The sequence below is a fragment of the Phyllobacterium sp. CL33Tsu genome, from assembly GCF_900113985.1.
GTDB classification, from domain to species: domain Bacteria; phylum Pseudomonadota; class Alphaproteobacteria; order Rhizobiales; family Rhizobiaceae; genus Phyllobacterium; species Phyllobacterium pellucidum.
On sequence record NZ_FORJ01000001.1, the window covers coordinates 725,538 to 747,822 of the forward strand.

General features: G+C 59.7%; 15 protein-coding genes and 1 pseudogene. 7 read left to right on the top strand and 9 right to left on the bottom strand.

All coding sequences use genetic code 11. From position 1 onward, the window contains the following. The first annotated feature begins 15 nt into the window (after window positions 1–15). Entirely contained in the window at window positions 16–924 is a 909-nt protein-coding gene (gene ppk2, locus BM074_RS03660) for a polyphosphate kinase 2 (RefSeq protein WP_027230349.1), read from the top strand. A 308-nt stretch (window positions 925–1,232) separates the two neighbouring features. On the opposite strand, the pseudogene BM074_RS23460 reads toward ppk2, so the two are convergent. After that, window positions 1,233–2,759, bottom strand: a pseudogene (locus BM074_RS23460) (glycosyltransferase); the annotation flags it as partial. Window positions 2,760–3,059: 300 nt separating this feature from the next. On the opposite strand from BM074_RS23460, the gene BM074_RS03670 reads away from it, so the two are divergent. The 3 genes from BM074_RS03670 (at window position 3,060) to BM074_RS03680 (ending at window position 6,086) form a co-directional block, all read left to right on the top strand. Then, window positions 3,060–3,899, top strand: coding sequence for a transporter substrate-binding domain-containing protein (locus BM074_RS03670; RefSeq protein WP_091919822.1), 840 nt, complete (start codon window positions 3,060–3,062; stop codon window positions 3,897–3,899). Window positions 3,900–4,019: 120 nt separating this feature from the next. Continuing rightward, a complete protein-coding gene (locus BM074_RS03675; RefSeq protein ID WP_091919824.1) occupies window positions 4,020–5,675 on the top strand; it encodes a lysine--tRNA ligase in 1,656 nt (551 codons plus the stop codon). A 27-nt stretch (window positions 5,676–5,702) separates the two neighbouring features. Further along, the gene (locus BM074_RS03680) at window positions 5,703–6,086 is read left to right on the top strand and encodes a VOC family protein (RefSeq protein WP_091919826.1); all 384 of its coding nucleotides are present in this window, start codon (window positions 5,703–5,705) and stop codon (window positions 6,084–6,086) included. A 123-nt stretch (window positions 6,087–6,209) separates the two neighbouring features. Here the strand turns inward: BM074_RS03680 and BM074_RS03685 are convergent, their stop codons facing one another. The 6 genes from BM074_RS03685 to BM074_RS03710 form a co-directional block, all read right to left on the bottom strand. Further along, complete coding sequence (locus tag BM074_RS03685) at window positions 6,210–7,142, bottom strand: thermonuclease family protein (RefSeq protein ID WP_139217621.1); 933 nt, start codon at window positions 7,140–7,142, stop codon at window positions 6,210–6,212. Next, entirely contained in the window at window positions 7,127–7,768 is a 642-nt protein-coding gene (locus BM074_RS03690; protein WP_027230353.1) for a LexA family transcriptional regulator, read from the bottom strand. The genes BM074_RS03685 and BM074_RS03690 overlap by 16 nt, the downstream gene beginning before the upstream one ends. 150 nt (window positions 7,769–7,918) lie before the next feature. Next, window positions 7,919–10,138: a 3-hydroxyacyl-CoA dehydrogenase NAD-binding domain-containing protein gene (locus tag BM074_RS03695; RefSeq protein WP_091919830.1), complete on the bottom strand. Its 2,220-nt coding sequence runs from the start codon at window positions 10,136–10,138 to the stop codon at window positions 7,919–7,921. A 14-nt stretch (window positions 10,139–10,152) separates the two neighbouring features. Continuing rightward, a complete protein-coding gene (locus tag BM074_RS03700) occupies window positions 10,153–11,361 on the bottom strand; it encodes an acetyl-CoA C-acetyltransferase (RefSeq protein WP_091919832.1) in 1,209 nt (402 codons plus the stop codon). A 27-nt stretch (window positions 11,362–11,388) separates the two neighbouring features. Next, window positions 11,389–12,561 carry an acyl-CoA dehydrogenase family protein gene (locus tag BM074_RS03705; RefSeq protein WP_027230356.1) on the bottom strand — a complete coding sequence of 391 codons (1,173 nt, stop codon included), beginning with the start codon at window positions 12,559–12,561 and terminating at the stop codon, window positions 11,389–11,391. Between the two features lie 68 nt (window positions 12,562–12,629). Beyond that, window positions 12,630–14,423 carry an acyl-CoA dehydrogenase C-terminal domain-containing protein gene (locus tag BM074_RS03710; protein WP_091919834.1) on the bottom strand — a complete coding sequence of 598 codons (1,794 nt, stop codon included), beginning with the start codon at window positions 14,421–14,423 and terminating at the stop codon, window positions 12,630–12,632. Window positions 14,424–14,882: 459 nt separating this feature from the next. Here BM074_RS03710 and BM074_RS03715 point away from each other — a divergent pair, with 459 nt between their 5' ends. From BM074_RS03715 to BM074_RS03725, 3 genes are all read left to right on the top strand, one after another. Continuing rightward, window positions 14,883–18,224, top strand: a complete 3,342-nt coding sequence (locus tag BM074_RS03715; protein WP_175498881.1) for an SEL1-like repeat protein — start codon at window positions 14,883–14,885, stop codon at window positions 18,222–18,224. Between the two features lie 222 nt (window positions 18,225–18,446). Beyond that, window positions 18,447–19,397, top strand: coding sequence for a sulfite exporter TauE/SafE family protein (locus BM074_RS03720; protein WP_174207786.1), 951 nt, complete (start codon window positions 18,447–18,449; stop codon window positions 19,395–19,397). Next, window positions 19,397–20,191: a TIGR02186 family protein gene (locus tag BM074_RS03725; RefSeq protein WP_027230360.1), complete on the top strand. Its 795-nt coding sequence runs from the start codon at window positions 19,397–19,399 to the stop codon at window positions 20,189–20,191. Before BM074_RS03720 ends, BM074_RS03725 begins: the two co-directional genes overlap by 1 nt. On the opposite strand, the gene BM074_RS03730 is transcribed toward BM074_RS03725, so the two are convergent. Both BM074_RS03730 and BM074_RS03735 read right to left on the bottom strand, forming a co-directional pair. Further along, entirely contained in the window at window positions 20,192–21,112 is a 921-nt protein-coding gene (locus BM074_RS03730; RefSeq protein WP_348271650.1) for a class I SAM-dependent DNA methyltransferase, read from the bottom strand. Beyond that, entirely contained in the window at window positions 21,109–22,173 is a 1,065-nt protein-coding gene (locus BM074_RS03735) for a hypothetical protein (RefSeq protein WP_027230362.1), read from the bottom strand. The genes BM074_RS03730 and BM074_RS03735 overlap by 4 nt, the downstream gene beginning before the upstream one ends. Window positions 22,174–22,285: the final 112 nt, after the last annotated feature.

Consider the following 22,285-nt stretch of genomic DNA (forward strand, 5'->3'; position numbering starts at 1 on the left):
TTGAGGACGATTGCTGTGGGTAAAGATTCGAAAAAGAAAACCGATAAACCCGTAGCGGGCGTAGACACCACTCTCAAACTCAAGATCGACGGCAAGAAACGCACTTTCAATATAGACGATCCCAAACTGCCGGACTGGATCGATGACGGCGATCTTGCTTCAGGGGGCTATCCCTATAACGACAAGATGCCGAACGACGAATACGAGAAGACTGTCGAGCGGCTGCAGATCGAACTCGTCAAAATGCAGTACTGGCTGCAGGACACCGGCAATCGTGTCGTCTGCGCGTTCGAGGGCCGTGACGCCGCCGGAAAGGGCGGCACAATCTTCACGCTGCGCCAATATATGAACCCGCGGTCGGCCCGCAATGTCGCCCTGCCGAAGCCCAGCGAGATCGAGCGCGGCCAATGGTATTTCCAGCGCTATATCTCGCATTTCCCGACGACAGGCGAGTTCGTCACGTTCGACCGTTCCTGGTACAACAGGGCCGGCGTTGAAAAAGTGCTGGGGTTCTGCACGCCCGAGCAGCATGAATCCTTTTTGGAAGAAGTGCCGGGATTTGAACGCCTTCTCGTTGCGGATGGCATTCATTTCTTCAAGTTCTGGCTGGATATCGGTCAGCTCATGCAGCTGAAGCGATTTCACGACCGCAGGCACAGTCCGTTGAAGAACTGGAAGTTCTCGCCAATTGACATCGAAGGGGCCAAGCGCTGGGACGACTACACGAAGGCGCGCGACGAAATGCTGGCACGCACGCACACGGCCTATGCCCCATGGACGATTGTCAGGTCCAACGACAAGCGGCGCGCGCGCATTGCCGTCATCCGCAGAATTCTCTTGAGCCTGCCATATAAGGGCCGGGACATGGATGTGGTCGGCAATGAAGACGCGCTGATCATCGGCTCCGGCCATGAGTTTCTGTGAGGGCGCGGGCTGATTTTCTCCGGCAATAATGTCCCTGAAGGGTCGTGCGGCGTCTTTTCCCAAAGCGAGGGCGCTCTGCCGAGCTGCCAAATGGCACGCCATGCCGCCATGGCGGTAAGCAGCCAATAGAGCGGCAGCCACTGCAGGATCGATCCAGAAATCGAGGCGGCGACCGGTGTTCTTTGGCCGAGCCTGTGGAATGACAGGAAGCCCATGACAACGCACACGAGATCGAGGGCGAGTATCGCATTGTGCCAGGTAAAGGCGTCATCGCGCGCGATGTGGACAATCCCAAAGCCGATCCAGAGCAGCATGAACGGATAGACGATCGATGAGACGATGATCCCCGCAACCAGCGTCTGGAACACCATGAAGCGTTGCAATCCTACCTCGCGCAGAAAGGCTATCGGATTGCGCATTTCGACGAGCCACGTGTGCGCCCATCCTTTCAGCCATCTCGTCCTTTGCCGCAGCCAGATATCGACGCGAACCGGCGCGTCCTCAAGGGTTGGGCGGGTAATCACACCCACATCATAGCCACAGCGCGCCAAGCGCGCGCCGAGCTCGGCATCCTCGGTGACGTTGTATGGATCCCAGCCGCGCACCGCTTCAAGGCAATGGCGCCTGAAATGATTGGAGCTTCCTCCGAGCGGCAGAATGAAGCCGTGGCGGGCCAGCCACGGAAGCAAGCCGCCGAAATGGGCCGCATATTCGAAGGCGAACAGCCGCGCCAGCAGACAGCTGCCTGCATTCGAAATGATCAGCGGCGCTTGCAGGCAAGCGAGCCTCTGGTGGGACATGTCGAAGCGGCGCCAGGCTTCCAGCAACTGGTCGGGATGCGGCCGATCTTCCGCATCGTAGACCACGACAAAATCGCCCTTCGCCAATTGCAGCCCATAGTTGAGCGCCTTTGGCTTGGTTCGTGGGCCGAAATTGGCAACAGGGACGATCTTGAAACCCGGCGGTAACGTCTGGTTTGCCAAAGCCTTCAATGTTGACGTGTCGTCTGCCTCGCAGAGAAAAAGCACTTCAAGCCTCGACTTTGGCCAATGGAGCCGCTGCATCGCCCTTACAAGTTGGGGTACCACCGCCGCTTCCTTATAAAGCGCGATCATGACGGTGTAGAACGGAAGTTCACCATGTCGTTGTGCAAGGCAGCCGGTTTCGGCGGGAATTTCGCCGGTCCTGCCTGCTGCCAGGAAGCGAAGCGCGATGCATGCAAAGAAGAAGGGCAACGAAAAATAGTGATAGCCATCCCAGAGGGTGGAAAGATGGAAAATCAGTCCGATCATGCCGAGGCTTATCGCAATGCCTAGGATGATCCCCTGAGTGCCGCTCAGGACCACCCGGGACGTACGCTCAAGCCCGCCCGTCTCCATCCTGTTCACGCACTTCAGCAACAGTTCGCGCTCGCGGTAGGAACGGATGAATTCATGCAGCTTTGTTGGCGTTGTTATTCTTGTGCGTGCCTTCGCCGCCGGATCGGAAGTCAGGCTGTGCTTCAGGTCGCCTATCTCGGTAAGCGTCGGCGCCGCGAATAGCAAAAGTTGGCCTTCAGCTGTCACCACCATCAGCCGGCGGGAGTGCAAATCGGGTGCAACAGCCGAACTTTTGCCGATGACTATCGCTCCCTCTGGAATTGCCGCAAAGCTCAGCCCGAGTTCCGCCGCTATGGCCCGGCCTATTGCCGCCTCGTCCGCTATGCCGGATGCCGCAACTTCTTCGAGCAGCGAGGTGCGGTTGGCAACCGCCTCGCGAAAGGCCGCGATAATGGCGTGTTTCGCCGTTCCCGCCTGGCATAGTCTTGCAGCGAGGGCAGCCTCGATCTGCCGCATTGCGGCGCCCGCCTAAAGTAAAGGCCGATGATCAGGCCGACCGCTCTCGTTTCGCGATGAAATTCGCAATATATACAATAATACCATGATTAACTCTTTCAATTATAGATTGAGTTTATAAATTTAAGTATACTTATGGTAGTAATGTGTGCGATATAGTGCAAGTAATAGAGATCAATGCGTAAACCGAGTCAATATACCCTTGAGTTTTTGTTTGCGAAGGCTTAGCAGCCAATTGCGCTTTTTGAGGTGAAGAGATCGTGTTAGCTTGGCCCAAATCAAATCGCACCACGGTATCGCATGCCTTTCCGCAAGATTGCCTCGTTTCTCGCCGCCTTCATTTTGGCAGTGCTGCCAGCTATGGCTGCCGACTCCGATTTTCCGCACTACTGGGATGGACGCGAGCATGTCGCCAAGCCCGATCTTTCGACCGTCGAGCGCATTCGCTTCGTGACGACCGTCGACTATCCGCCTTTTAACTTCGTCGATGCGACGGGGCGCATCTCGGGATTCAATGTCGATCTGGCGCGGGCACTCTGCAACGAGCTCGGCGTGACCGCCATCTGCCAGATTGAGGCTCGTCCGTGGGACGAGTTGCAACCGACGCTTGAAAGCGGCGAGGCTGAGGCGATCATCGCCGGGCTAAAGCCGACCGCAGCGCTGCGCGAGAAGTTTGCCTTTACGGCTCCCTATATCCGCCTGCCTGCGCGCTTCATGGCGCTCAAGGAAACGTCCTTTGCCGAACCGTTCGCAGATACGCTGAAGCAAAAGACTATCGGCGTGATTGCGGGTTCAGTGCACCAGGCGATTTTTGCCGATTATTTTCCAAACAGCCATTGGGTTGGTTTTCCGACGCGCGAACTCATGTTCAGGGACCTGCAGGCCAAAAAGATCGATGCCGTATTTGGCGACGGCTCGGACCTTTCCTTCTGGATCGGCAGTCCCGAGGCAAAGGATTGCTGTGCCTTTGTCGGCGGCCCCTATATTGCGCCGCAGTTCTTGGGTGAAGGGATGATGATCGCAACCACGCTCGAAAATCAAAAGCTTGTCGATGCATTCGATTTCGCACTGAAGGCGATCGAGGAAAAAGGCATCACATCCGAACTTTATCTTCGGTACTTTCCCGTCGATTTCTACTAATCGATCGTCTTAACCCCGAAATCATTGCCGATTGCGCCTCGGCGCGGCCAGTGCGATTGACGCGGACGACCCGCGGACGTAGAGCGTTTCATCAAATCCAAGCGTTAACAGGAACAACGAATGAACTCGCGCCTAAACACCGAAATCGAACTGACCCCCGAAATGATCGCGGCGGCAGCAGAGGCCAAAGCATGGCCTTTCGAAGAGGCGCAGAAGATCATCAAGCGTTACGCCAAATCCGGCTTTCCTGAAACGGTATTGTTCGAGACCGGCTACGGCCCTTCGGGACTGCCGCATATCGGCACCTTCGGTGAAGTGGCGCGTACCTCAATGGTGCGCCATGCTTTCCGCGTTCTGACCGGCGAGAAGGTAAAGACCAAGCTTCTCTGCTTCTCCGACGACATGGACGGCATGCGCAAAATACCGGACAACGTGCCGGATCCAGCATTTTTGGCGCCATATCTGCACATGCCGCTCTCGGCAGTGCCTAACCCGTTTGGCGGCGACTACAAGAGTTTTGCCGACCACAACAATGTCATGCTGTGCCGGTTCCTCGATACGTTCGGCTTCGACTATGAATTTGCGAGCGCAACGGAATATTACAAAGCGGGCCGCTTTGACGCCGTCCTGCTGCGTGCCGCCGAGCGCTATGACGATATCATGAAGGTCATGCTGCCGACGCTCGGCGAAGAGCGCCAGGCGACCTATAGCCCGTTCCTGCCGATTTCGCCGACAAGCGGGCGCGTGCTCTATGTGCCGATGAAGAAGATCGACGCGGGGAACGGAACAATCACCTTTGATGATGAGAACGGTGAAGAGACGACGCTCCCGGTCACCGGCGGCAACGTAAAGCTGCAATGGAAGCCCGACTTCGGTATGCGCTGGGCAGCGCTCGGCGTCGATTTCGAGATGTTCGGCAAGGACCACCAGACAAATGCGATCATCTATGACCGCATTTGCGAGATACTGGGTGGCCGGGCACCCGAACATTTCGTCTACGAGCTTTTCCTCGACGAGATCGGCCAAAAGATTTCGAAGTCGAAGGGCAACGGCCTCAGCATTGACGAATGGCTGACCTACGCCCCGACCGAGAGTCTCGGCCTCTACATGTTCCAGAAGCCGCGCACGGCAAAACGGCTCTATTTCGACGTCATTCCCAAGGCGGTTGATGAATATTTCACCTATCTTTCGGCCTATGGGCGTCAAAGCTGGAAGGACCGGCTGAACAACCCTGTCTGGCATCTCCATGACGGCAACCCGCCGACCGTGGACCTGCCGGTGCCCTTCGCACTGCTGCTGAACCTCGTCAGCGCCTCCAATGCCGAAAACAGCAGCGTGCTCTGGGGTTTCATTTCGCGCCATGCCAGGAATGTGACTCCGGCAAACAATCCGGAACTTGACGCGTTGGTTGGCTATGCGATCCGCTACTTCAACGATTTCGTCAAGCCGACCAAGAAATTCCGCGCGCCCGACGAGGTGGAACGCGGCGCCCTCGCCGCCATGGACGAGAAACTCGCGACGCTCGCGGACGATGCCGACGGGACCGACATCCAGAACGCCATTCTTGATGTCGCGCGCAGCATCGAGCGCTATCAGGACCACACGAAGAAGAGCCCGGAAGGTGGTCCAGGCGTCTCGGTGTCGTTCTTCCAGATGCTTTATGAGGTCCTGATCGGCCAGGAGCGCGGCCCGCGCTTCGGCTCCTTCGTCGCCCTCTATGGCATCCCGGAAACGCGTGCCCTCATTGCAAAGGCCCTGGCCGGCGATCTGTCCTAGTCAGGGGAAAACCAGCGGGAGTCCTCTATGCTTGATCATACTGGAGTTTCAGTCAGCGATTTCGAAAAGAGCAAGGCGTTCTATCGCCAGTTGTTCGCGTCAATTGGCTATGAGTTGATCCTCGAATTCCCGGCCTCCGTGACCGGCAGTTCGGATGTTGCGGGCTTTGGTGAAGGCGGCAAGCCGGATTTCTGGATCGCCAGCGGCGAACCCAACCGGCCAACGGTCCACGTAGCGTTTCGTGTTGGCAGCCGGAACATCGTCGATGCCTTCTGTAAGGCGGGAATTGCCGCCGGCGGAACCGACAATGGCCCGCCGGGGCTGCGGCCGCACTACCATCCCAACTATTACGGCGCCTTCGTTCGCGATCCCGATGGGCATAATATTGAGGCTGTCTGTCACGAGGGTTGAAACGCGGGGGGATATTACGACACCCCCTCTGGGCTACCGCTCAGTACCTCACAAGGGTCCTAAGAAAAAATCGAGCCGCAAGTCTTTACCCGGGGGCCTCACGGCTTGATCGGCCTTGGATCCCTACTGCTGCGGTGGCGGCGGGAACGGTGCGTCCGGGACCGGCAACGGCGCAAGGACGGCCGGCGCCGCCAATTCCTCCGGCGGTAAATTATCCTGGAGCGCAGGCACCGGCAGTTCCTGCGTAATCGGCAGCGCCGGCGGTGGACTGCCGAATATGCCGAGCTTCGCCTCTTGCGCCTTCTTCATCGTTTCCGACTGGGGCGAACCGTCCGGTGTGCGAGCCCAGCCGTTCTCGACCAGCCATTGCGCAAGATCGACACCACCGAGCCGGCAATGGGTCGCAAGGACAGCTTCGGGCGGCTGGCCCGGGACGTCGCATTCGACGGCACGCTGGCGCAGCCAGTTGCGAAACGCGGTGCGGGCCGCCATGCCGCAGGGCCAGGTCGTACCCTCGCTGGTGCAAGTCTCGTTCGGCTTGATCTCCTCGATGCCGTCGAGCGTGATGCGATAGCCCGAAACTTCGAGCGAACCGGCCGCGATTGCAACGGGCCGGTAGAGCAAGGTCGGCTTTGCCGTATCGTCTACCGGCACCGGCGGCGGCGGGGGTGTGAGAGATGGCGGCGGTTCCGGTGGCGCGGGCGGTTTTGGCGGCAGGGCCTGGCCGAGTTCGCTCAAGGGTTGGCGCGGCGCGACCCTCTGCAATGGTGTTGCGTCACCGATCGAAGGCGACATCAGATCCGGCTTGACCGTACGGGCCGCCTTTGGTTCATCCGGCGCCGGGCTTGCCCCATCGCTTTGCGCGTCCTGCATTTCCGCGGGCAATTCGAAATTCTCGGTCGTTACCGTTGGCTCGTCCCCGCTGGCTGGCCGCGCAGTCTCCAGCGCGCCGTTGAATGGGGCAACGAAGGCGTAAACAAGCGTCAGGGCAACCAGAACCGTCAGGATATAAAGCGGCAGCTGGCGCATGCGGATCAGTCCTACTGGCTTGCCCACAGGATCCTCGCGATCCAGTCGATATGGACCGCGTCAAAGGTGCGATTGGGATGTTCGGGATTCATCGACTGCAACTCGATCGTGCGGGCGGTCTGGCGGGCCAGAATCTTGGCCATGACTTCGCCGTCCCTGGTGCGAACCACGACGCGGTCGCCGCGGCGAACCGCAGCACCCGGCGCGACGATGATCGTATCGCCGTCACGGTAAAGCGGCAGCATCGAATCCCCCGACACCTCCAGTGCATAGACGGAGTCGCCGGAGCCCACGGGAAATTCGACCACGTCCCAACCCTGCCCGACCGGAAAGCCGCCATCATCGAAGAAGCCGCCGGCGCCGGCCTGCGCAAAGCCGAGAAGCGGTATCGAACGGATGGCCGTACCGCCCGCCCTTACGGCCTTGCCCACGACCAGCATCATGAACTCATCGAGCGAGGCACCCGTGGCCTCCATGATCTTGGCGAGGGATTCGGTCGAGGGCCAGCGAGCCCGCCCGTCGACCGCGAAACGCTTTGATTTGTTGAAGGTCGTCGGATCAAGCCCCGCGCGCTTCGCCAATCCTGAAACGGAAAGCGAATGGCGTTCTGCCAATGCGTCTATGGCCGCCCAAATGCGGTCATGTGAGAACATGTTGGGTCTCGGATAAAAGGAAAAAATACCTTCAGAGGTGTTTTAAGAAGGAATTTTGGAAAAGTCGAGGGGAATTACGGAAAACTTTCTTATTATCCAAAGAAAAGTGGGCATAAGCTGCCCACTCTTTTCAGATTCATGCAGACGCCGTCAAGCAGCCTGCTTTTTCTCCTCGACCGGATAAGGATTGAACCTTTCGTAGAAGGTCTCACCCTTTTCCGCCATGTCGAGAAGGAGTTTCGGCGCCTTGAACTGGGCCCCGTACTTTCGCTGCAGCCCCTTGGCGATCTCGACGAACCTGGCAGCGCCCATCCCGTCGATATAGGAGAGCGTTCCGCCCGTATAAGGGGCAAACCCGAAGGCGAGGATCGAGCCGACGTCCGCTTCACGCGGGTCGGTAACAATGCCTTCCTCCATCACGCGGGCAGCTTCCAGGGCGATCGCAACGAGGAAGCGCTGCTTCAGCACCTCGATATCGATCTTGTCCGGGTCCTGCTGCGGGTAGAGCGTCTTCAGTTCCGGCCAGAGCTGCTTCTTTGCGGGCTTCGCAGGATAGTCGTAAAAGCCCTTGGCGTTCTTGCGCCCGCGGCGGTCGTACTTGTCGACTAAGGTATTGACCAGTTCAACGTGGCGGGGATCGATCGCCTTCGGCCCGAGATCGGCGAGCGTCGCCTTCAGGATCTTCTGCGACAGATCAATGGCCGTTTCGTCGTTGAGCGCCAGCGGCCCGACCGGCATGCCGGCCATGCGCGCGACGTTTTCGATCATCGCCGGCGGCACGCCCTCGATCAGCATGTTGTAGGCCTCGGCCATGTAGCGCAGCACGCAGCGGTTGACGTAGAACCCGCGCGTGTCATTGACGACAATCGGCGTCTTCTTGATGGCACGCACGTAATCCAGCGCCACCGCAAGCGCCTTGTCCGAGGTCTTCTTGCCGAGAATGACCTCGACCAGCATCATCTTGTCGACGGGCGAGAAGAAATGGATCCCGACGAAATTCTTCGGGCGCTGCGAGACCTTGGCAAGCCCGGTGATCGGCAGCGTCGAGGTGTTGGATGCGAATACCGCGGCAGGCTTCAGTACGGCCTCGGCCTTCTCGGTCACCACACGCTTGACCTCACGGTCTTCAAACACCGCCTCGATGACGAGGTCTGCGCCTTCAAGATCGGCATAGTCGGAAGACGGCGTTATCAAGGCGAGAAGCTTCTCCTTTTCCTCGGCTGTCGCCTTGCCCCGCTGCACGTCCTTCGTGACAAGATCGGCGGAATGGGCCTTGCCCTTCTCGGCGGCATCGAGGCTCTGGTCGAGAAGCACCACTGGAATGCCGGCCTTGGCGGTGACATAGGCGATGCCGGCACCCATGAACCCGGCGCCGACGACGCCAACCTTCTTGAACTTTGTGGGCTTCACATCCACCGGCCGGCGCGCGCCCTTGTTCAGTTCCTGCAGCGAGACGAAGAGCGAGCGGATCATCATTCCGGCTTCGGTCGATTGCAGGATCTTGGTGAAATAGCGCTGTTCGATCTTCAAGGCCGTGTCGAAGGGGACCAGCAGTCCCTCATAGACAGCCTTGAGAATGGAGGCTGCGCCCGGATAATTGCCGTAGGTTTCACGGCGCAGGATCGCAGTTGCGGCTGGCCACAGATTGGCGCCTGCCGGCGAATAGATGGCGCCGCCTGGAAGCTTGAAGCCCTTTTCGTCCCAGGGCTGAACCGGCTTCAGGCCGCCTTTGATCATCTTCTTTGCGGCCTCCACAAGCTTCTTGGCCGGAGCGATCTCGTGCACCAGGCCCATGGCCTTGGCGCGCGATGCGGTGAGGCTGGAGCCAGTGGTCATCATCTGCAGGGCATCTTGCTGGTTTGTCAGGCGCGGGACGCGCTGCGTGCCGCCGGCACCCGGGAAAATACCGACTTTGACTTCCGGCAGCGCCATCTTCACCGACGGATCGTCGGAGACGACACGGCCATGACAGGCCAGCGACATTTCGAATGCGCCACCCATGCAGGTACCGTTGATCGCCGAGACCCAGGGCTTGCCGCAGGTTTCAAGCTTGCGGAAGAGCCCGCCCATCCTGCCGGTGTTCTCGAACAGCAGTTCGACCGCTTTCTTCGGGTCCCTTGCCTTTTCGGCCTGGAACATCTGGAACATGCGTTTGAGCATGGTGAGGTCGGCGCCGCCGGAAAAGGTATCCTTGCCGGAGGTGATCACCGCGCCCTTGATCGTATCGTCCTTGGTCACGCGATCGACGATCTGGTCGAGTTCCTTCATCACCTCTTCGGTGAAGACGTTCATCGACTTGTCAGGCATGTCCCAGGTCACGAGTGCAATGCCGTCCGCGTCGACGTCGAATTTGAAGTTGGTATAGCTCATAAGTCCGTTCTCCCTCAGACGCGTTCGATGATTGTTGCCGTGCCCATGCCCGCACCGATGCACAGGGTAACGAGGGCGACATTGAGATCGCGGCGTTCGAGTTCATCGAGAACCGTGCCGAGGATCATCGCGCCGGTTGCACCGAGCGGATGGCCCATGGCGATGGCCCCGCCATTGACGTTGATCTTGTCGCGGGGGATGTCGAATGCCTGCATGTAGCGCAGCACGACTGCGGCAAAGGCTTCATTGAGTTCGAAGAGGTCGATATCCGAGATTTTCATCTTGGCGCGCTTCAGGATCTTGTGCGACACATCCACCGGCCCGGTCAGCATCAATGCAGGGTCGGAACCGATATTGGCAAAGGCGCGGATGCGAGCGCGAGGCTTGGCGCCGAGCGCCTTGCCGGCACTTTTCGAGCCGAGGAGAACGCCGGCGGCGCCATCGACGATACCGGAGGAATTGCCGGCATGGTGCACATGGTTGATCGTCTCGACCTCGGGGTGCGCCTGAATGCCGACCGCATTGAAGCCGCCCATTTCGCCGGGCATCACGAAGGAGGGGTTGAGTGCCGCGAGCGCCTGCATATCGGTCGACGGACGCATGTGTTCGTCATGATCGAGAATGGTCAGGCCGTTCTGATCCTTGATCTCGAGCACCGAATTCTTGAAATAGCCATTCTTCCAAGCCTCGCCTGCACGCTTCTGGCTCTCAACGGCATAGGCATCCACATCGTCGCGGCTGAAACCGTATTTGGTGGCGATCAGGTCGGCGGAAACGCCCTGCGGCATGAAATAGCCGGGGAGCCCTACGGACGGGTCCATATACCAGGCACCGCCGGACATGCCCATGCCGACGCGCGACATGGATTCGACCCCGCCGGCGATGACGATATCGTCCGCGCCCTGCACGATCTTCGCAGCGCCGAAATTCACCGCGTCGAGACCGGAGGCGCAAAAGCGTGATATCTGCATGCCGGGCGCCTTGAAATCGTAGCCGGCTTCAAAAGCCGAGGAGCGTGGAATGACGGCGCCCGCTTCGCCGACCGGATCGACGCAGCCATAGATAATGTCGTCGACCAACCCCGTGTCGAGGCCATTGCGGTCGCGCAACGCCTCGAGAACATGGGCGCCAAGGCGGACGGCAGGCACTTCGTGCAGGCTGCCATCCTTCTTGCCTCTGCCGCGCGGCGTGCGCACGTGATCGTAGATATATGCCTCAGTCATTTCATTCTCCCTGTTCGAACCCGCGGCTCATAGGCTGCGGGCGATCAAAAGCTTCATGATTTCGTTGGTGCCGCCATAAATCCGCTGGACGCGCGCGTCGCGGAACATGCGGGCGATCGGGAACTCGTTCATGTACCCATAGCCGCCATGCAGTTGCAGGCATTCGTCGACGACCTTGTTCTGCAGATCGCTCAGCCAGTATTTCGCCATGGATGCGGTAAAGGGGTCGAGACCGCCGTTCACATGCCGCTCAACGCAATGATTGTAGAAAACCCGGCCGATGGTCGCCTCGGTCTTGAGTTCGGCGAGCTTGAACTGCGTGTTCTGAAATTCCATGACCGACTTGCCGAACGCCTTGCGCTCCTTCACATAATCGATCGTCAACGCGATGGCGCGTTCGGCCATGGCAATAGCCGAACCGCCGATCTGCAGGCGCTCCTGCGGCAATTGCTGCATCAACTGGACGAAGCCCTGCCCTTCCTCGGTTCCGAGAAGGTTGGAGGTCGGCACACGCACATCGTTGAAAAACAGCTCCGAAGTGTCGTTGGACTTGAGACCGACCTTGTCGAGATTGCGGCCCCGCTCGAAGCCTTCCTGGCCATCGGTTTCAACGACGATGAGCGACGTGCCCTTGGCGCCCTGCGACGGATCGGTCTTGGTGACCACGATGATCAGATTGGCGAGCTGGCCATTGGTGATGAACGTTTTCGATCCATTGATGACGTAGTGGTTTCCGTCCTTCTTGGCGCTGGTCTTGACGCCCTGGAGATCGGAGCCTGCTCCCGGTTCCGTCATTGCGATGGCACCGATAAGCTCACCGGTCGCCATTTTCGGCAGCCATTTCCGCTTCTGCTCTTCCGAGCCATAGTGGAGGATATAGGGCGCGACGATGGAATTGTGGAGTGCAATGCCAAAACCGTCGGTCCCGACGTGACTGATCGCTTCGAGGATTGCGGTTTCATGGGCGTAGGTGCCGCCGGCGCCGCCATATTCTTCCGGCATCGAAGCACAAAGCAAGCCATTCTGCCCGGCGAGTTCCCAGATGGACCGGTCGAAAATCTCCTGCTTTTCGAAGCGGTCGTAATGGGGCACCACCTCGGCCTCAAGGAACCTGGTGGCCATATCCTCCAGCATCACGACATCATCGGTCTTCCACGTAGGCTTCGGAACACCCAATACTTCTTCCGGTCGCAGACCCATCACTAACCTCCCGATTTCGGTTACAGGAGCCGCGTGAGGCGCGGCTCGGAAAAGCGTTCGCCGGCAGCTTAGAATGCTTCGGCGGGCAGCGCCATCATCGTATCCGCTCCGGTCTGGATGCGGGCGAGATGCGCCGATGTCTCCGGCATCACCCGCTCCATGAAGAATTTGCCGGTGGCGAGCTTCGTCTCGAAGAAGGCCTTGTTCTCGGTGCCTTCCGCGAGCTTCGCATGCGACGCCTTGGCCATGCGGGCCCACATATAGCCGAGGCTGACAAGACCGAAGAGGTGCATGTAATCGGTCGATGCCGCGCCGGCATTGTCCGGATTGGCCATGCCATTCTGCATCAGCCACATGGAGGCGGCCTGCAGGTCGTTCAAGCCCTTCTTCAGGTGCTTGGTGAAGAAGGCGAGATTATCGTCGCTGCGATTTTCCTCGCAGAAGTCGCCGACTTCCTTGAAGAAGGCCATGACGGCGCGGCCGCCATTGAGGCCGAGCTTGCGTCCGACCAGATCCATTGCCTGAATGCCGTTCGCGCCCTCGTAAATCATGGCGATGCGCGCGTCGCGCACATACTGGCTCATGCCGTGTTCTTCGATGTAGCCGTGGCCACCGAACACCTGCTGTGCCATGCAGGCATGTTCAAAGCCCTTGTCGGTAAGAACACCCTTGAGAACCGGAGTCATCAGGCCGAGCATGTCATCGGCAAGCTGGCGCTCGGCCTCATCGCCGGAGCGATGCGCGACGTCGGATTTCAGCGCTGACCAGAGGATGAAGGCGCGGCCCGCTTCGTTGAACGACTTGATCGTCAGGAGGATACGGCGGATGTCGGGGTGGACGATGATCGGGTCAGCCTTCTTGTCCGGTTCCTTGGGGCCGGTCAGCGCGCGGCCCTGAATACGGTCGCGGGCATAGATGGCGGCATTCTGGTAGGCGACTTCACCGATCGACAGACCCTGGAGCGCAACGCCGAGCCGTGCTTCGTTCATCATGGTGAACATGGCGCGCAGGCCCTTGTTCTCCCCGCCAAGGAGGTAGCCGGTCGCCTCATCATAATTCATGACGCAGGTCGAATTGCCGTGAATGCCCATCTTTTCTTCGATGGAGCCACAGGAAACGCCGTTGCGCTCGCCCGGATTGCCGTTCGCATCGGGAATGAACTTCGGCACGATGAACAGCGAAATGCCCTTCACGCCCTCCGGCGCTCCTTCGATGCGGGCGAGAACGAGGTGAATGATATTCTCGGCCATGTCGTGTTCGCCGGCCGAGATGAAGATCTTCTGGCCGGAAATCTTGTACGAGCCGTCGCCGTTCGGTACCGCCTTGCTGCGCAAAAGCCCGAGGTCCGTTCCGCAATGCGGTTCGGTGAGATTCATCGTGCCGGTCCAGATGCCGTCGGTCATCTTGGGAAGGTAGGCCTGCTTCTGCTCCTCGGTGCCATGCGTGACGATGGCAGCAATCGCGCCCTGGGTTAGGCCGGGATACATGACCAGCGCCATGTTGGCGGATGCCATGTATTCGCCGGCGGCGACATGCAACGTATAGGGAAGGCCCTGGCCGCCGAATTCCTGCGGAACGGCAAGCCCAACCCAGCCACCTTCGCGATAGGCATCGAAGGCCTGCTTGAAGCCTTTGGGCGTCGTGACCGAACCATCGTCGTGGCGCACGCAGCCCTCATGATCGCCGATCTGGTTCACCGGAAACAGCGTGTTCTCAGCGAGTTTAGCGCCTTCGCCTAGGATGGCTTCCACGATATCCGGCGACGCATCGGCAAAACCCGGGAGGTTGTTGTAGCGTTCAAATCCCAGGACATCGTTCAGGACAAACAACGTATCTTCAACGGGCGCGCGGTAACTCGGCATCAGGTTTCCTCCAAAACATAAACGAGCAGATGCGGCGCCCACACGCGACACCGCCGTATTTATCTTTGTCTAGCAAACTTTGACGTTTCCGTAAACGTCAAAGTTTGTCGAAGTTCACAGGCAGCGCCAAGGCTTGGTCGCACCCCGAACAATTCCCAGTTGCAAACAAGGCCGCAACCACGACAGCAGCAGCAGAGCAGATTTTTAACCTTTTAGCGCCTTATCTTAACGAGTTGTTTACCACGTTTCGCCAATGTCAACGTGTCGGTGATCCGTGTCTATGTGTGGTTGGTTTTTCACGGCTTGTCGGACTGTGTGGGGCAAAGGTCCCGGCTTTCCGAATTGGCCCGAATGATCGTCTTGCGGCGCATTCGCTTTTCGGCAGACCAAGGCCACTTTTTCCGCCCAGTCGAATCTGGAAGCGCCAGGCCGGCGCGTCAACTCGGGCAGCAGACATCCATGACAAACCAAAGGTCATTAATGGAACAGGTCAATGTGAACCGCGCACGCCGCGATGCGACGTCGCTCGACAGCCTCAACCGCACATTAGAAACCCTTGAAGCGCAGTTGCGCGGCTCAATGCAGCCGGAGGTCGGCGAGGAAACGCCCGACATCGCCGACCGTTTCGCCGCCCTCGCCTCCCGCGCAGGACAATCGGCCCTGCCCGAACACATCGCGCAGGTAGCACAACCTGCAACCTCTTCCGCGAGCCTACCATCGGAAGAGAAGCACGACCTGTCCGCCATCGCCGCCCAATTGAAGCAATTGCGCGACGAGATGCGCGACGATATCGAGACCACTTCGCGCGGAGAGCTTCATGGCGAGACCATGAACCGGCTGCGCCATTCGACCACGCATGAGCGCGCGCCCTATGGCCGCAGCACTTATTATGCGAATGAGGCCGAGGCTGCGCTGGGTTCGCTGGAACGCCGCCTCAATGAAATGCATCGCACTGTCGATGCGCCGTCGCACGTGCTGCCGCTGCATAACGTCGAGGAAAAGCTCAATCTTCTCACCGGGGCTGTCGAACAGATGTCGCGTCGCCACGGCTCCGGGATCCCGACGCAGTTCATGCAACAGATGGACGAGCGCCTCGACGAGATCAGCCGCGCCATCGTCGCCACCGCGCGGCCGGCTGCATTGCAATATGCCGAGGCCGATGCCTTCGAACGCGTCGAGGCACGTATTTCGTCGCTTGCCTCGACAATCGAGTCAGCCACGCACGACAGAACCTCGGACGTTATTCTCAAGCGGATGGGTGAACTCGCGCATCATATCGAGCAACTCAACAAGCAGCATGGAACGACGACGCAGAATCTCGACATTCTGGCCGAACAGCTTTCGGCCGTGGCGCGGCATTTGCAGAGTGCGCCCGCCGCGATCAGCATTTCGGACTTCCGCGACCTGGAGGGCCGCGTACTGCAGATCATAAGCAAGCTCGATGCCGCGCCCCAGCCGGCGGCGGTTGACCCGGCCTTCATCGAGAAGATGGATCAGCGCTTCGAAGAACTCACCCGCCGCCTCGACCAGCATCATACGCTCGTCGAGCACAATGATATCCGACTGACCGACAATCTCGAAGCACGCTTCGATGACATGGCCCGCTACTTTGCCGAGAACCTGCCGCAAGCAGACGGCACCAAGGACGCCATACGCAGTCTCGAACTGCAGATCGCCGGTCTTGCCGAACGTCTCGCCCAATCCAACGATCGCGATGCTGAAATCGCGAAGATTTCGCCGCGCCTCGAAGCCATCGAAGTCGCCATCGCCGGCAATCGCGATCTGGTCGTCGAGGCAGCACGCAATGCGGCGGCCGAGGCAATCCGCAATACAGCGAACTTCGGCAGCGATCATGACAATTCGATCGCGCGCGAGCTCGCCGACGACCTGAAGACGCTGGAGAAGCTGGCGCGACGGTCCGACGAGCGCAACGGCCGCACCTTCGAGGCCATTCACGATACGCTGCTCAAGATCGTTGATCGCCTGGCTTCGCTCGAAAGCGGCGCCGTTCCGATCTACAAGAATTTCGGACCTGCAGAAAGCACGGCGGTCGTCGCTCCGGACGCGCCGCTGGCCGAAACAGCAACGTTCACCAAGGAGCGTGTCGCAGAAAGTGCGCCTGCCTTCGATGCGCCGCTTGTATCCGCCCGAGAAGAACAGCCTGCGTCTGACGAAATCGTCGACGCGGAAATTGCAACGGAAACGCCGCGGGAGCGTAAATCACTGTTCGGCAGCCTTACACGCAGCCTCAAGGTACGCGGCAAGCGCGAGGCAGCGGCACAGGAACCTTCACCCGACCTATCGGACGACATCAAGGAAGAGCCGGCGACAGAGATCGACGCCGACATTCTCAACCGCCCGCTCGAGCCCGGGTCTGGCATGCCCGACCTCAATTCCATCCTCAAACGCGTCCGTGACGAACGGCGCGACATGTCGGCTGCGACTGACATCGCCGGCGGCAAGGCGGATTTCATTACGGCGGCCCGCCGCGCTGCGCAGGCAGCAGCTACGGAGGCCGAAAATCAGAAGCGCGGCATCGCATTCGGTGACGGCGCGACCGACGGCACGGCCAAGAGCGGAATCTTCTCGCGTCAGCGCAAGCCCATCCTGCTCGCGATTGGTGCGATCATGATCGCGATTGCCGGTCTGCAGCTGAAAAATGCCTTTGTCGATCATCCGGGAACGGACCTCGCCTCCAAGGCACCGGAGCCAGCTACCCCGGAAGAGCCCGCGATCACGCAGGAGCAGCCACAGGCGGAGCCTCAGACCAACGCTGCGCCCGAATCACCTGCCGAAAACAATGCGTCGGCAGTGTCGCAGCCTGCGCCCGCCCAGGACCCGGTAGCCGGCGTCATCAATTCCGAGCGCATGATCGATCCGGTGCCCGCGACCGTGCCGGCAACCGGTGCGTCCTCCGCCGTGCTGCCGTTCATCCCGGTCGAGGCGGGATCTGAGCCGCTGCGCGACGCTGCGACCAAGGGCGACAGCCGTGCACTGTTCGAGATTGGCAACCGCTACATGGAAGGTCGAGGCGTCGAAAGCGACTACGCCAAGGCCATCGAGTGGTTTGACCGCGCTGCGGAGCGTGGCTTTGCGCCGGCCGAATACCGGCTTGGCAACTTCTACGAAAAGGGCCTTGGGGTCACGCGCGATCTTGCCAAGGCGAAGTCCTACTACGAATTGGCGGCCGGAAAGGGCAATGCCAGCGCCATGCACAATCTGGCGGTGCTCTTTGCGGGCGGCGCCGATGGCGTCCCTGACAACGAGGCAGCCGCGCGCTGGTTTGCCCAGGCGGCGGAACTCGGCGTCAAGGACAGCCAGTTCAACCTTGCCATCCTTTCCGCCAAAGGCATGGGCGTGCCCCAGAACCTTGAGGAAAGCTACAAATGGTTCGCGCTCGCAGCCAAGGCCGGAGATGTCGACGCCGCACAGAAGCGTGAGGATGTAGCGAAAGTCATGAAACCCGAGCAGCTCGAGCGAGCCCGGGCTGCCGTCGAGCTCTGGAACGCCAAGCCTCTCAATCCCGACGCGAATGCCACCAATGTTCCGGCGGAATGGCGCGATTCCCCAGCTGTTACCGGCTCGGTGACCTCAGGAGCGCTCGACATGGAGAAGGCCATCCGCAATGTTCAGCTGATCCTCAACAAGAACGGCTATGATGCAGGCGGCTCGGATGGCAAGATCGGCACGAAGACACGCGATGCGATCATGGCCTTCCAGAAGGACAACGGCTTGAAGCCGACGGGCAATATCGACAAGGATTTCGTCAGGAACCTTCTGCAGAAAAACAAGCAGATCTGAACTGCGTTTCCCCTCCCGGTTCGACCGGGAGGGGGCACGTTTCAAGCGGCCTGCAAGTCAACCGGAAATGCGCTTCGTTTTAACGAAGCGACACGCATCTTCGCATTTGAACCGGCCCAATGCGCGCCGTTAAGTCAAAGTTTGACGTGAAGCCCGCAAGTGGGCAAGAAACCTTAAAGAATTACTGTCATTGTGCTGTCACGCCGCAGGCGTAGCACCGCAATGGTTCCGGGGTTTGAATTGGGCGTCTACCTGCCAATAGCCGAGATTTCGGTCAACATCTTCGTGCTTTTCTTCATGGGCGCGGCGGTCGGCTTTCTGTCGGGCATGTTCGGCGTTGGTGGCGGGTTCCTGATCACGCCGCTGCTTATCTTCTACAATATTCCCCCCGCCGTCGCGGTGGCCACCGGCGCCAACCAGGTCATAGCCTCGTCCTTCAGCGGCGCGCTTACCCATTTCAAACGCGGCTCGCTCGACGTGAAACTCGGGTCGCTACTCGTTGTCGGCGGTATCGTCGGCTCGGCGATAGGCATCTATGTCTTCGTACTCCTGCGCCAGCTCGGTCAGCTCGATCTCATTGTCTCGCTGCTCTATGTCGTGTTCCTGAGCACGATCGGCGGGCTGATGCTCTATGAAAGCATCAAGGCGATGCGCCGCACCCGCGCTGGCCAGCTTGCGACGTTGAAGCGGCCCGGCCAGCACAACTGGGTGCACAAGCTGCCGTTCAAGATGCGTTTTCGCGCCTCCAAGATCTATGTCAGCATCATTCCTGTGCTCGTGCTTGGCGGCGCCATTGGCTTTCTTTCCTCGATCATGGGCGTTGGCGGCGGATTCATCATGGTTCCCGCCATGATCTACCTCCTTAAGGTGCCGACCAACGTCGTCATCGGGACCTCGCTCTATCAGATCGTTTTCGTCACGGCGTTCACCACCGTAATGCAGGCGACGACCAACCAGTCGGTGGATATCGTTCTCGCGATGCTGCTGATGAGCGGTGGTGTCGTTGGCGCACAATATGGCACTCGCATAGGCCAGAAGCTCAGGGGCGAACAGCTGCGAGCACTGCTTGCGACGCTGGTGCTGGCAGTCGGTCTTCGCCTCGCCATCGAACTCTTCGTTACGCCGGACGACATCTATTCGGTAACGCTCGCCCTGGTCTCGGGAGGCTCATAATGCGCCTTGCCATGATCCCGCTCATGATGCTGTGCCTGGTTGCCGGCCGGGCGGCCCAAGCGCAACAACCGGTCCCGGCCAGCAAGGAAACGATCGAGATCGGACTCTCCACCGACACGATCTCGATCACGTCGGGATTTCGGGGCACTGACCTTACCGTCTTCGGCGCGCTCGACAATGCGGATCCGCTCATCCAGCGGCAGGGCCGCTACGATGTGGTCGTCATTCTTGAGGGTCCTCCCCGGAACTTTGTCGTCCGGCGCAAGGACAGGTATTTCGGCATCTGGGTAAATACGGAATCCGTTTCGTTCCAGAACATTCCCGCATCCTATTCACTGGCATCGACGCGCAGCCTGCAGGACATCACGACGCCGAAGATCTTCGCCCAGCTAAGCCTTGGCGTAAACAACATCTATTACGAACCGATGCCGGAGGGTTTCGATTCGAGCGCATCGTTGCGGGAGTTCACCAAGGAATTGCCGCGACTCAAACAGAAACAGCTGCTCTACAACCAGCGTGTGGGGGATGTGCAGTTTCTATCCTCGACGCTGTTTCGCGCGACGCTGTCGCTCCCGGCCAATGTGCCCGTTGGCAAGCACGTGGCGCGCGCCTACCTCTTCCGCAACGGCGAGTTCCTGCGTGAAAGCTCGACCAGTCTCAACATCGTCAAGGCCGGACTGGAATTCCGCATCTTCCGGGCCGCCAACCAGCACAGCCTGCTCTATGGACTCTTTGCGGTGTTTCTTGCTGTCGTCACCGGCTGGGCCGGACGCCTTGTCTTCCGCAAAGATTGATCAAAGGTGTTTCGCAACGACAATGAGCCCGCTAAGGGGCTTGCCGCGATCCATGCGGATCGTCTGGCGGTCAATGCTCACCGGCGTCATCGAATGGACCGCCACAAGCCGGCGCACGTAAGCTTCGGAGTGCGTGTAGCGCAGCGATTGCTGCAGCACCAACCCGTCATCGCCGTCATGCGTCTCGACCGAGAAGGCAAACAGCCCATCAGCCGCAAGAGCAGAGGCAATCTTCGCGAAGGCGCGGTCGAGCGCTCCGACATAGACGAAGACATCAGCGGCGATGATGAGATCAGCTTCATTTGCTGGAACATCGAGTTCGTTGACGTCGCCCTTGGCGAGCCTGTCGTAGACGTTTTTTTCCGCCGCACGCTGCAGCATGACCTCGGATAGATCGATACCGACGAGATGTTGGCACCTGGCACGCAGCAAAGGGCCCATCAAACCAGTGCCACAGCCGAGGTCGAGCACCGAGGCGAAGCGTCTGCCGGGCGCGGCGTCTTCCACCGCCGCTGCCAGAAGCCCCGGCACCCTGTATTCGAGCTTTTCGAGGAGTGCGCTCTCGAAGGTTGGCGCATAGGCGTCAAAAAGTGTTTCGACATAGGCGGTAGGCGGCGTAACCGGGATGTCGCCCCGGCCGGAAGCGGCCAGCTTGAGGCCAGCCCCGAAACGGTCTTCGACGTCAAGTTCGACCAGCCTTTTCCAGACGATGGCCGCAGCATCGCCATTTCCGGCAGCTTCTTCCATTTCGCCGAGGCGGAACAATCCCGCCGCCCATTCGGGGACAATCTCAAGCGCCTGCCGCATCAGGTCGGCGGCGGCTGCATGCTCGCCACCATCGAACAGCATGTCCGCGTAGGAAGCACGACGATCCGCGATCAGATCGCCGGACGAAAGAAACGCCCGCGCCAGCTTGCTCAATTGGCGACCTGGGCGCGAATGGCGATGATATTGACGGATTTCCCTGACTGCGTGACATCCGAATTGACCTTGATTACGCCGCCTTCGGCAGGCGCATTGCCCTGCGGGAACTGCACCTGCACCAGATATTCCTTGCTCGCATCCGAGACATCAAAGCGCTTGCGCCCGCAATCGCCGAGACTGCCGAAATCGCAACTCACCGCAATCTGCGAGCTCTTGCCGTCGTCAGTCTTGGCGATGATATCGAACACGGCGGTCTTGCCGGCGAGTTGGTCGAGTACGCCCTGTCCGACCTTGAAGCTGATCGTATCGGCATCCTCCGGCGACTGAATGCGCACGAATTTCTCCAGTTGGTCGCCGGCGATCGTCGCCGTCGCGCGGCCTTCGAGGGCAACCTGCGACATGTCAGCGGGGTTGAACACCTCGATCCAGTTGCCCGTCGCCGACATTTGGCCTTCCTTCATCGGCTCCTGGCTGTTGCTGGAGGCCGGCGCGCTCGTGGTGTTCGATGCCCCCATGTTCGGAACCGGTTTGATAATGCCGGAAGCGACGACCCAGAAAAGGCCGATGGCCACAGCCAGGAGGGCCAAAAGGATCAGCGCCTTGGAAAAGCCGCTCGCCTTGCGCCGCTCGGCGTCCCGACGCACTTTCCGGCGTGTCTTGCCCGGTCGATAATTGTCGGGGCTCGGCTCATCGGACCCAGAAACAGGCCCTTCCACTTCTGGCGGGTCCATGTCGATCGATGGCTCGATCCGCTCATCGGCCCCGTGTTGGCGCGCGGGATTTGCGACGAACATCGGTTCGCGCGGCTCCGCAACGGGCTCGGGCGCCGCCGGCGGGGTAATCGCGCCGGTTGCCTGCACTTCGTCCTCGATCCGCGTAATGGCCGCCTTCAGCATTTCGCGACGGTCGTCGCGCTGGCTTTCTTCGAGCGCGCCATTTGCCGCGAGCGAGCGCTCATGCGCACCCCATGCTGATTCGTAGATTTTCTGACGAATGGCAGGGTTCCTCGCGTCGGCTTTCGCCAATGCGTTCCGGATCGCTTGTTCGATCGCTTCCAACAGCCGCTTCCTTCAAATCATTTCGTAATGAATGGCTAGCCATAGCGCATTCGACTGCTTATTCAAGACTTTGACGGCGCAATGATGGCACTTCGCCGCTGCCTGGAGGGTA